Origin of the sequence: Butyrivibrio sp. WCE2006 (assembly GCF_000701985.1) — a bacterium.
Lineage (GTDB): Bacteria > Bacillota > Clostridia > Lachnospirales > Lachnospiraceae > Butyrivibrio.
Map to the genome: position 1 here is coordinate 1 of NZ_JNKH01000007.1, position 11,493 is coordinate 11,493.

General features: G+C 38.7%; 9 protein-coding genes and 1 pseudogene. 5 read left to right on the plus strand and 5 right to left on the minus strand.

Going from position 1 to position 11,493, the window contains the following annotated elements; genetic code table 11:
* Positions 1–333, plus strand: a pseudogene (locus T501_RS06415) (hypothetical protein); the annotation flags it as partial.
* A gap of 145 nt (positions 334–478) precedes the next feature.
* On the opposite strand, the gene T501_RS06420 reads toward T501_RS06415, so the two are convergent.
* Positions 479–2,155 carry a M3 family metallopeptidase gene (locus tag T501_RS06420; protein ID WP_044913897.1) on the minus strand — a complete coding sequence of 559 codons (1,677 nt, stop codon included), beginning with the start codon at positions 2,153–2,155 and terminating at the stop codon, positions 479–481.
* Positions 2,156–2,738: 583 nt separating this feature from the next.
* Positions 2,739–3,959, minus strand: a complete 1,221-nt coding sequence (locus T501_RS06425) for a helix-turn-helix domain-containing protein (RefSeq protein ID WP_026511331.1) — start codon at positions 3,957–3,959, stop codon at positions 2,739–2,741.
* Positions 3,960–4,227: 268 nt separating this feature from the next.
* Here T501_RS06425 and T501_RS06430 point away from each other — a divergent pair, with 268 nt between their 5' ends.
* The 4 genes from T501_RS06430 (at position 4,228) to T501_RS06445 (ending at position 9,348) form a co-directional block, all read left to right on the plus strand.
* On the plus strand, positions 4,228–5,733 hold the full coding sequence (locus tag T501_RS06430) for an MFS transporter (protein ID WP_044913898.1): 1,506 nt from the start codon (positions 4,228–4,230) through the stop codon (positions 5,731–5,733).
* A 5-nt stretch (positions 5,734–5,738) separates the two neighbouring features.
* Positions 5,739–7,463 (plus strand): glycoside hydrolase family 3 protein, encoded by a 1,725-nt coding sequence (locus T501_RS06435; protein WP_044913899.1) that lies wholly within the window; start codon positions 5,739–5,741, stop codon positions 7,461–7,463.
* A gap of 121 nt (positions 7,464–7,584) precedes the next feature.
* Positions 7,585–8,415, plus strand: a complete 831-nt coding sequence (locus T501_RS06440) for an HAD family hydrolase (protein ID WP_044913900.1) — start codon at positions 7,585–7,587, stop codon at positions 8,413–8,415.
* 132 nt (positions 8,416–8,547) lie between these two features.
* Entirely contained in the window at positions 8,548–9,348 is an 801-nt protein-coding gene (locus tag T501_RS06445) for an FRG domain-containing protein (RefSeq protein WP_044913901.1), read from the plus strand.
* 107 nt (positions 9,349–9,455) lie between these two features.
* Here the strand turns inward: T501_RS06445 and T501_RS06450 are convergent, their stop codons facing one another.
* From T501_RS06450 to T501_RS06460, 3 genes are all read right to left on the minus strand, one after another.
* Entirely contained in the window at positions 9,456–10,052 is a 597-nt protein-coding gene (locus tag T501_RS06450; protein ID WP_044913902.1) for a TIGR04100 family radical SAM protein, read from the minus strand.
* Between the two features lie 92 nt (positions 10,053–10,144).
* Positions 10,145–10,666 carry a TIGR04002 family protein gene (locus tag T501_RS06455; protein ID WP_044913903.1) on the minus strand — a complete coding sequence of 174 codons (522 nt, stop codon included), beginning with the start codon at positions 10,664–10,666 and terminating at the stop codon, positions 10,145–10,147.
* A 5-nt stretch (positions 10,667–10,671) separates the two neighbouring features.
* Positions 10,672–11,472, minus strand: a complete 801-nt coding sequence (locus T501_RS06460; protein ID WP_044913904.1) for a PfkB family carbohydrate kinase — start codon at positions 11,470–11,472, stop codon at positions 10,672–10,674.
* Positions 11,473–11,493 lie beyond the last annotated feature (21 nt).

Genomic DNA, 11,493 nt, shown 5'->3' on the forward strand with positions numbered 1-11,493 from the left:
TGCGGCATAACAGAAACCTCTTCCGACGCAGAGTCGGTGGAGGTAGTTCATAAGCCTGTGACGGAATACAAGAACATGAAGGAGCCTTTTGACTATCTTCATGCTACTGACTATGGTTATGATAATCTTACACGACATGATTTTTATGGAAAACGCACGTTTTCCGCAGATGAATACGTGATGTATTGCGGTACGCATAGCGATCACATTTTGATTCCCGAGCCGTATAAAACAAAGTTTTTCGAAGGACTGCGGAGTGCGGTGCTTGCGGGCGGAGATAAAGTAGAGTTCCGGGATACCTATGTGCTGTATCTTGCGAAGAAACCGGCGTAAGCGGATAGTAAACAGCATTATGCATGTAAAGTGTTTATTGCTTTGCATGCATAATGATTTTGTTTGTTGCTATGGATTCACAAAAAACGGGATCGCTTAATCTGAGGATGAATAAAACCTATGCCGATATTCTGCATAGTGGAAATCAAAGTTCTAGTGCTGCTTTGAGGTAGTCTGCAGCCTCCCGTATGGTCTCTTCCGAAAATGGGGAACCAAATCCCATGTAGGAAAGTGCATCCATGAAATCCCTTGAACCGCCAATCTCACCAAGCTTAATGAACATGGAGGCACCTTTCTTCTTATCCTTTTTGAACTCATTAGCAAGAAAAATCGCTGCCATTGTACATATAGAATAAGTAATTGAGTATCTGGGGTGCAAATAGATATTGAAGGTCTTGTAAAGTGTAGCTCCTTTTTCCAACAGTTCCGGATGCAGCTGAGTTACCTCAGGATGATATATTTCTGTCAGCTCGTTGAATTTATCAATTCGCTCTTTCGGTGTTACATCGGGGCATCCGTAGAGGAAGGTCTCAAACTCGTGTAATCTGCAGTAATCTGTTATATCTTCCAAAAATAACGCAAGATTTCCCTTGATATACTTATCAGCTTCTTGGCCGAAAAATAAATCCGCATATTCCATAGCTATAAGTTCCATGGTCTTTGAAGGCACTTCAGATAGATCCTGAACCTGCCCCCAAAGTTCATTATCCTCATATTTATCTATGGACAGCTGATTCTGCATGGCATGACCGGATTCGTGACAGACAGTTGTCACATTATTAGCTTCACCCAGATAATTCGCATATATGAATGGTATTTTTTGTTCCGGCATTTTTACACAAAATGCCAAACCGGTTACTTTTTTGTCAGAAGCTTCAATGTTTATATAGCCATTTTCCCGTATTCTTTTGAAAATAGCCCCGAGCCTTGGATCCATGTTATCGTACATTTCCTGGATTTTTTCTATAATAAATTTGGAATCGCCTAGAGGCTTAGCATTTCCATCAGCAAAGTAAATCTCAGTGTCATCAGAGGTATATGCTTCAAGGTTTAATCTCTTTTGCAGAGCCTCATTATTCCTTCGAACAAGAGGTAAAATGTATTTCTTTACGTTATCGCAAAACTGCTGCAGTTCTTTTTCGCCATATGTATATCTGTTTTTTTGGACATTGGCATACTCAAGATAATTTTTGTATCCGTTGGCAACAGCAATCTTATGACGGACATCAACCAATTCGCTAAGGAATTTTCCCATTTTCTCTCCGTTATCAGCAAAACCCTTATCTTTTGCATAGCGGGCGTTATGCCTGATGACAGGATTTTCAGAGTTTTCTACAGTTTCGAGATAAGATGCGGATACTTTCTTACCTTCGTAATCAAATTCTATCTTAGACGCAAATTCGTGAATCTGAGCCATTATCTCCTGTTCTTTAGCAAGATACTCATGTCCTGCTGAAACGAGAGTTTTATCCTTAAGCTGTGATTCCAACAAAAAAGAGCCATTCTTTTCTTCGAAGTGTGCCCTGTAACTGCAAGATGCGATTACATCATAAATAACAGTCGTATCTATCATGGAAAGCTGACCCATGACATTAGCAACCTCCTCGCTGACCTTCTCGTCAGTTCCATCAAGATAGCTCTGAATGTAGATATATGTAGACATAGATACTGCGTGATTTAATGCATCATAATATTCCTGTAAAAGTGCATCAATGGTGTCGGTATCCGCCTCAGCCTTAATACTATTAACAACTTTATTAATTTTTTCTCTGAGAGCCTCAAAATCAGGTCTCTCGTACTTAATCTGATCAAAATTTGTCATACCCCAAATAATTCTCCTAACTTTTTTCATACTGCAAAAACACAACTACCCTCAGAATACTCATTATATCAGAGGGTAGCGTACTGCAACAAGGAATATATGCCGCAAATAAGAGAAGGATTTTATGCAGGTTCAAGTCTTTGATTTGGACACGAAAGTGCTTTTGAAAGTTCCTTTCGATAACAACTGTTTTCGGCAGTTTTACTAATGGTCAAAGATAATTTTAAAAGCTAAAATATGTTTACTTGAAGAGATTCGAAGATTCTTCAGATAATAGAGGCCAGGCAGTGCTATGGGAATACCCACGGTGTTGTCTGGCTTCGCCAATTAATCCGGATCATCAGACAATAAATAAAAAAGGCACTTGAGATCAGGCATTCTTTCCATAATATCAGCGTCAGACAGTTTTACTCCGGTAGTTCCGATTTGCTCTACGTCATAAGAAGCAACAACGTTGCTATATTTTCAACCGAAACAGAGCCTGTTTCAAATATACTACTTGAAACAGGCCCTGCATAATCTTTGATACTTTCTATTGGAAAATTTTGTAAACAATAGAATTGACCTCGAGCATCCGGAGGAATCACTGATTTATCATCTTTCTGTATTGTGTTGGAGTCATTCCTTTTTCCTGCCTGAATATTCTGGTGAAATAAGTAACATCAGGAATTCCGCATGAATTAGCCACTTCCTGAATCTGAAGATCAGTGGCATTTAAAAGGAATATTGCATGTTCAAGGCGTTTAAAATTAACATAGCCGGTGAAAGTTTTGGATGTTTCTTTTTTAAATAATGTAGCCAGATAGCTTTTATTAAGTCCAAGGCTAGCGGCTGTACTTTGTAATGTGAGTTCTGTGTTTGTCAAATTTTGCATAATGTGGTTTAGGACTTTTTGCATTGTAGCTGAATAGCCTGTTGTGGAATTGTGCTGAACCATTGTGCAGTATTTTTTAAGTATTTCTCTGTGAATATCCTTATCCTGGTTAGGAGATGTCATATTCTCAATTTTTATAGCCATACGTCTGGACATCTCATCAAGATGGATGGGATGGACATTACCCCTTTCAGCGCCTTTGCGGCAGATGGTGTTGAAGGCAAGGAGATTATTCTTTTTACTTCTAAGTGTGCTTGTGGAGCGGTTGTCGATATTGCTGAGAGCCTGATCGGTGCTGTATTTCATGGCAGAGTTGAAGTCTCCTCTTGAAATGGAATCAATAACTTTTTCTTCTAATCCATAGCGGTATTCGAGTCTCTGCATAATATCTTCATAATTGTTATTATCCATGGCAGTCAGATAATCGGTATCGCCTTTAACAGGCTGCTTAAGATATTCTATTCTGAAATTCCCGATTCCATAGACATTTTCGCCAAGGGTTTCAAGGAAAGCCTCAATTACGGAACTGTCACGAAGACAGGGAATGGTTGCTAAATACTGATTTATAAAAGAGTGCAGTGATGAAGGAATTCCAAGCTTATCGCAGATCTCAGTGGTACGATATACTCCGGAAATTTCTGTAAGGTATGGACCTATATATAGTGAAGTTTCAAGCTCCTGGTTTGGAACCGGAATTAATATATAGTGACATTCGTACATATCACTCAACATATAGATTATGTGATTATCGGTAAAATGGGGATCTATTCCTTCAAACTGTGTTACGGATACAGATGTTGGTTGCAGAATAGCTCTCCTAAGTCCCAGGTCAATTTCATCTGATAAAGGCTCATTTATGTTAACAACGTGGTTACCTAAATTTAATTTATTAAAAAAAGACACTGCATAATTTAAAAACTGATTTTGCATAATATAACAAAACCTCCATAGTAATCTCTAGTTGGGCGCTCCCTAGAATATAGAACTGAAATATATCTAAAAAGAAATTATATTATATTTTCCAGTGTAAATAGAACTATATTTTGATGACATTGTATTATATTTTGTTTATGAGATAAAGAGTAAATATAATACTAAAATGAATAAATATAGTTCTTTTTGCTTTTCAAAAATAAGATTATTATAACCTCACAAAGAACATGTTGTATTGGGGACAACATAAATTAGGAGGGTAATTATGGAACAGAACATTAGCGGTGTTAACAGGGCCAAATGGTGGCAAATAGCAGGACTTGCAGTTAATGATGTTGCAACCAATTTATATATGTGGGAGATGATTTTTATCTCATATTATCTGAATGGTATTGTTGGTGCCGGGGTGGTAATCGCATCTTCTCTTGCGACAGTAATGAGACTGTGGGATGGAATCACGGATCCTATTATAGGAATCATTCTTGATAAGACTGGTGGAAAGTTCGGAAAGAACAGACCTTTTCTTGTAATTGGTCAGCTCATAATGCTTGTGATGTCAGCATTTATGTTCTTTGTAACACCTAAATTTCCAAAGGCAGCACAGTTTGCAGTATTTGTAATATTCTATGCTTTATACATCATAGGTTACACATGCCAGTGCGTAGTTACAAAATCAGCTCAGACATGTCTTACTAATGATCCGAAGCAGAGACCTACATTTGGAATTTATGCCGGAATTTTTGGCTCCATATTCTTCACAGTAGCTCCTCTGTATTCATACACATATCTTTTAGGAAAGCATCAGTATCAGTTCGGAATGGAATACTTCCAGGAAATGTGGGTAGTTGTAGCTGTTCTTTCTTTCGTTCTTACAGCAATAGCATATATCGCTATCAGAGGAAAAGATAAGCCTGAATTTTACGGAATTGGCAATGGCCAGGAACAGAAAGTCAGCATTAAGGATTACATTGAGGTTCTTAAGAAAAATCGCGCATTACAGATGCTTGTAATTTCAGCTTCTACAGATAAGCTTGCAACTTCAATGAACGGAAATGCGACAGTAGCAATTATCGTATATGCAATTATCTGCAAAAACGCAGGAGCAGCAGGACTGGTTGGTACTTATACTCTTGTTCCCAGCATAATAATTCTTTTCCTTGGAATCGGTTATGTGGCAAGAAAGTTTGGACAGATGAAGGGATTCAAGTATTCAAGCTATGCAGCACTCTTTACTATGATTGCTCTTATAGCTATGTTTATTTTTGGTGATCCCACTCAGCTTTCACTTCCAGGAGATGGAAAGTTTGCAGGATGGAATACATTTTCACTGGCATTTGTAGTACTAATGGTTCTTTATACAGGATTTAAGCAGATAGCCGGAAGCCTGGTTTATCCTATGACAGCAGATTGCACGGATTATGAAGTATATAGAAGTGGAAAATACGTACCGGGACTTATCGGAACAGTTTTCAGCTTTATTGATAAGCTCATCTCATCATTGGCACCACTTATCATTGGCGTTCTTTGCGCAGCAGTAAGCTCTTCATCTGAGCTTCCTACAGCTGAGACACCATATTCTGCAGGACTTGCAGCAGTTGGCCTGTTCTGCATGTTTGGAATTATTATTTTTGGATATCTCTGCAATATAATTGCAATGCATTTCTATCCGCTTACTAAGGAAAAAATGGAATCTATTTCAGCAGACATTGCGAGAATAAAGAGAGAATCAACAAATGAAAGTAAAATTGAATTAAAAAAAAAGGGAGCATGATATAAATGGTAGATCTTAAGGCAAAGCCCTTTAACCTTAATAGCGAACAAATAAGTTGGGTACATAATACATTAGAATCTTTGAGTGAAGAGGAGAAAATAGGACAGCTTTTCATAAATCTCACAGTACAGAGGGATAAAGAGACACTGTCAAAGCTTGTGAACGAATACCACATTGGTGGTGTTCGTTGGCAGGGCGGTACACTTGAAGAGGTCTATGAGCAGAATAAATATTTCCAGGAAAATAGCAAGGTTCCGGTGCTTATAGCAGCCAATACGGAGGCTGGAGGAAACGGTGCTGTTTCTGAGGGAACGCTGGTTGCATCAGGAGCTGCCTGCGGAGCTTCAAAAAGCGATGAAACAGTCAGAGATATGGCTGCAGTTGGAGCTGAGGAAGCAAAAGCAGTAGGCTGTAACTGGGTATTTGCACCTGTTTGCGATGTGGTTTCAAACTGGAGAAATACAATAGTAAATACCAGAGCTTTCGGAAATGATCCTAAACTTGTTGCCGAGCGTTCGCTTGTATATATGAAAGAGAACATGAAAAGGGGTATTGCCTGTGCTGCCAAGCACTTTCCGGGCGATGGTTCTGAAGAAAGAGATCAGCACCTGGTTATGGGATGCAACGATCTGTCAGTAGAAGAGTGGGATGAAAGTTTCGGTTATGTGTACAAAACTCTTATTGATGAAGGTCTTGCAAGTATCATGGTTGGACATATATGCCAGCCTGCATATTCGAAAAAATTTATTCCTGGAATCAAAGACGGTGAAATAAAGCCGGCAACCCTTTCGCCTGAACTGCTTCAGAATTTACTTAGGGACCAGCTTGGATTCAACGGACTCATTGTAACTGATGCGTCTCATATGGTTGGACTTACTGCATCAATGTCAAGAAAAGACTATATTCCGGGCGTTATAGCAGCCGGATGTGACATGATTCTGTTTTTCAATGATCCAAAAGAAGACATCGGATATGTGAAAGAGGGTCTTGAGAGCGGGGTAATCTCAAAGGAAAGATTCGAAGATGCACTCCTTAGAATTCTTGGACTTAAGGCTATTCTTGGCTTAAATGAGCTTAAATTCCCTGGGAAAGAAGGTCTTAAAACAGTTGGATGTGATGCTCATCATGAACTTGCTGCTAAAGCTGCAGATGAAAGTATAACTCTTGTAAAGGATACCCAGGGCGTACTTCCGGTAAATCCTGCAGATAAGAAAAAACTTAGATTATATTTTATTGAGAGTGCACCAGTATCCATGGCAAATGGTGCTGACAAAGCAAAGGCAAACCTTATTAAAGAGCTGGAAGCTGCTGGATTTAATGTAACTGCGCCAAAAGACTATTATGAATATGAAATGGAAGGACCAAGTCCTTTTAATAAGTTTAAGGTAATGAGTCATGAGTCACGTGAGAAATTCAAGAAAAACACAGATCTGGTTCTGTTTGTCATAAACATGAAGGGATATGCTCAGACTAACAATGTCAGATTATGTTATGATGCATCACACTCATCACAGAATCCATGGTTTGTCGGAGAAGTTCCTACAATAGCTATTTCGCTGAATTATACGAATCATCTTATAGATGTGCCTATGATGAAAACCTTTATAAATGCATATGCTGATTCTAAGGAATATCTTCATGCTTTGGTTGAAAAAATCGTTGGAAAATCAGAGTTTAAGGGTACTGCAAATGATTTGGTATGGTGCGGGCGCTGGGATACAAAATTGTGATTTTGAGGTCGATTTTGTCCGCAATAAGCAAAAAAGTTTAAAAATCTAAAAAATGATAATAAAGCCATTCATTGCAGGTTTATATGCAATGAATGGCAATATTTATAGAAGGAAGAGAAATATGTCAGTTTTTGATAACTTTGTTAAAAAGAATAATTTCATAGTATGTATAGATTCTGATGGCTGTGCCATGGATACAATGAATATTAAGCACATTAGATGCTTTGGCCCCTGTATGGTGGATGAGTGGGACCTTGATCAGTGGAGAGATGACATTTTAAACAGATGGAATGAGATTAATCTGTTTTCAAAAACAAGAGGAATAAACAGATTCAAAGGCCTTGCGATGATGCTGTCTGAAGTGAATGATAAATACTGTGAGATAGATGGTATAAAGGCTTTATGCACCTGGACTGAGGATGCACCTGAGTTATCAAATGATGCAATGGAAAAAATGATTAAAGCAAATGAGATTTTTGCTAAGGCACTAAATTGGAGCATAGCTGTTAATAAAGGAATAGATGCGTTACCAAAGGAGGAGATTAAGCCTTTTGGAGGAGTTAAGGAAGCCCTTGAGGAAATACACAAGCATTGTGATATTGCTGTAGTTTCAAGTGCTAATCCGGAAGCAGTTAAAGCCGAATGGGACAGATTTGGACTTTTACCCTATGTGGATGTTGTGTGCACTCAGGATATGGGAAGTAAGGCATTTTGTATTGGTGAACTGGCAAAGAAGGGATATACATTATCAAATATCCTTATGTGCGGTGATGCAGTTGGAGATCTTAATGCTGCAAATTCAGTAGGGGTACACTATTATCCCATCCGCGTAAGGCATGAAGAGGAATCCTGGAAAGAACTTTTGGCTGAGACAATGCCGAGATTTCTTGAAGGAAATTTTGATATGGAGTATCAAAAAGAACTTATAGATAAGTTTATGGATAACTTCTAGGAAAAAATGATATTATTGAATTAAAGATAAGTAGAAGTTTGCCACATTATTGATGAGCCAATATCAAGCAGATATTTGTACATAGTTTCTTAAATAACCAGACAGGTTATTTTGCAAAGTGGAGATGAATCTATGGTAAAGACAGTAGTTATCGAGGATATGAACCATCTTTATGAGCTTTTAAATGAGCAGGCATATCGTTCTGATATCAAGAGAAACAGAAATCTCTATGTCTACAGGGGACAGCCGGATGCTTCATTCGTGCTGACAACCAGCCTTGCAAGGAACTGTAAGGAAAAGAAAAAAGAGCTTGAACCATGTATGCTCAGAAATTTCACGAAATATGCAGTTCTTGAAGAACCCTCAATTGAGAAATCTGTGTGGCGGCAAATGATTTTTGGACAGCATCATGGGCTTCCCACAAGACTTCTTGATTGGTCATTTTCACCGCTTATTGCGCTGCACTTTTCAGTGACGGAAAGTGATCTCGAAGATATGGAAAGCAGAGACAGTGCTGTCTGGCGCACGGATATCCATGAGCTTCATGATCTTCTTCCGGAAAAATATAGGGCTATATCTGAAAAATACAGTACAACAGTTTTCTCAGTAGATATGTTGGCGGAGGCTTGTGAGAGTCTTGCTATGTATGATTCAGACATGGGAGATTCGGCTATGCTTATGATAGAACCTCCGTCTGTAGATGTGAGAATTGTCAATCAGTATTCTTTTTTCTCGGTAATTCCAAGCAAGATGAATGATATTGAAGGATTTCTTGATTCACATACGGAAAACACGGTTCGCTACATTATAAGTAAGAAGATCAGATGGCAGATAAGAGATATGCTGGATCATCAAAATATCTCAGAACGCATCGTATATCCGGGGCTGGATGGGCTTTCTAAATGGCTTGGACGCCATTACTATGTCAGATGATTTTTGGTAATAGTGAAGGTGATTTAACAGCTTTAAACTTTTAAAACATAATAAAAACAAGGCTGCTAAACAATTATGTGTCTGGCAGCCTTTTATTTTATGAGATTTTAAGTGTAGTGTCTTATGCGAAGATCGATACCTGTTTTACTGGATAGCTCTTTGCATCTTGTGATTTCATCCTCAGGAAGAACGTCTACGATCGACCATTTTACATTTTTAATACGTTTTTTGCATTCCACAGCAAAATCTACCATTTTATTAAATGCATCCGGCACCTGAGGTCTTGTCACCTTTTCATACTCCTCGCTGCCGGGAGCATTTAGGCTAATTGAAACGCTGTCGATCATATCGGCAAGCTCGGGAACGATGTTTCTGCCGTTTTCTTCGTTGCCAAGACCATTGGTATTGAGTCGGATTTTCAGATGTTTTTCTTCCTTTGCAACCTTGGCTGCGGCGAGAAGAATATCAAGCTCACAGGTTGGCTCGCCGTATCCGCAGAAGACAAGCTCATCAAAGCCTGTGAAGTCATAATTTCTTATCGCTTCAATAACCTCTTCTTTTGTAGGATTTACTTGATGCCACAGAGTATCTGCATCACCTATACCGTCTTTTAAGAATCTTATGCAGAAAGTACATCTGCAATTACACTTATTTGTGATGTTCGCATACACTGAAGTTTTGTATGTATATAAAATATCTGCCATTTCTATTTACCTCGAAAACTCTATTTCTGACTTACATAGTCAGATTCTGATTTTTAATAGTCAAAATCTTACTCTTATGATACTCAGATCTTTTAAACCTGAAAAATAGTCTTTTTGATGCTGGCGCCTTCAAATGCAATAGCCGCAATGTAGAAAAACAGTGCGCTTCCGCCGGATTGAACAAGGCTTCCGGTAAAGGCTGAAAATATAGCTGTTTTTGTTCCAAACAGAATTGCTTCTGCGATGTAGTAACCGGTGGCTGAAATGAAAAATGATATTATTGGAGCCACAATGTTTCTCTTTGAGAGAAGAGATGATTTTTTACTTGTAAAGGGCAGCACTATAAGCATCTTTATTATAACTGTTGCAACGGTCCACATGGGAGCTGTAAGAAGATCAGCAATTCCTCCGCCAATAGCACCTACTGCCATAGCATAGGGCGTAGGAAGAAGTACCGCTGCAAGGTAAATTATGGTATCGCCAAAATGAACATATCCGCCGTTTATACCAACAGGTATATGGAAGATATAAGCAGTGAAAATCACGGTTAATGCTGCCATGACACCGGTTAATGTGATAAGTCTTGTCTTTGAGTTTGTGTTTACTTCTTTCATACTTTTTACTCCTCCGTTTTTAATATTTTTTCAAAATCTATGCCGTAGTTTCTGTCTGCAGAGTCTGTTTTTGAAATTGCTCTACTGATGAAATCCGCTGCTTTTGAAACGGCATCAGTAATACATTTGCCGTTAAGCAGATTGCCCATAAGGGATGCTGCAAACAGATCGCCGGTCCCTGAATAGCTTCTGCCATTGGTTGAGGATCTTAGTACAGTAGCATCATCCTTATGAATCACTACGTTGCATACAGTATTTGTATTTTCCAGGATTCCGGTTACCACAACGCTTTGGAGGTCATGAGCTTTTACACTTTTTGCAATTGAAATAATTTCTTCAATGCTGAACTTGCTAAATTCGGTTCCTGTAAGCAGGCACAATTCAGTTAAGTTAGGGGTTATAATATCTGCCTTCATCGTCAGTTCTTTTATCTTTTCCAACATGCCTTCAGAGAAATTAGAATAGCACTTCCCGTTATCACCCATAACAGGGTCTACTAAAAGAAGGGTATTCTCTTTTTTGAAGGAATCAGTAAAATCAAGAATCTGATCAGCCAGATTTAAAGACGGTATATAACCTGTGATAATTCCGTCAAATCCTTCACCGCTTTTTTTCCATTCCACATTACAACGCTTCACCATATCGTCCATATCGTGAAGGTAGTATGATGAAAAACCGGTCTGAGCTGTAAGCACAGCGGTGGGTACAGGATTAACTTCTATCCCCATAGATGACAAAACAGCAATGTCTGCCACAAGTGAGCATTTCCCAAATCCAGATAAATCATTTATCGCAGCAACTTTCATACACCAGGCTCCCTAAGAAAT

Bases quoted from the DNA above. Each gene is read 5' to 3' on its own strand.
- T501_RS06420 (WP_044913897.1), bottom strand. From the start codon at position 2,155: ATGACAAATTTTGATCAGATTAAGTACGAGAGACCTGATTTTGAGGCT.
- T501_RS06425 (WP_026511331.1), bottom strand. From the start codon at position 3,959: ATGCAAAATCAGTTTTTAAATTATGCAGTGTCTTTTTTTAATAAATTA.
- T501_RS06440 (WP_044913900.1), top strand. From the start codon at position 7,585: ATGTCAGTTTTTGATAACTTTGTTAAAAAGAATAATTTCATAGTATGT.
- T501_RS06445 (WP_044913901.1), top strand. From the start codon at position 8,548: ATGGTAAAGACAGTAGTTATCGAGGATATGAACCATCTTTATGAGCTT.
- T501_RS06430 (WP_044913898.1), top strand. From the start codon at position 4,228: ATGGAACAGAACATTAGCGGTGTTAACAGGGCCAAATGGTGGCAAATA.
- T501_RS06460 (WP_044913904.1), bottom strand. From the start codon at position 11,472: ATGAAAGTTGCTGCGATAAATGATTTATCTGGATTTGGGAAATGCTCA.
- T501_RS06455 (WP_044913903.1), bottom strand. From the start codon at position 10,666: ATGAAAGAAGTAAACACAAACTCAAAGACAAGACTTATCACATTAACC.
- T501_RS06450 (WP_044913902.1), bottom strand. From the start codon at position 10,052: ATGGCAGATATTTTATATACATACAAAACTTCAGTGTATGCGAACATC.
- T501_RS06435 (WP_044913899.1), top strand. From the start codon at position 5,739: ATGGTAGATCTTAAGGCAAAGCCCTTTAACCTTAATAGCGAACAAATA.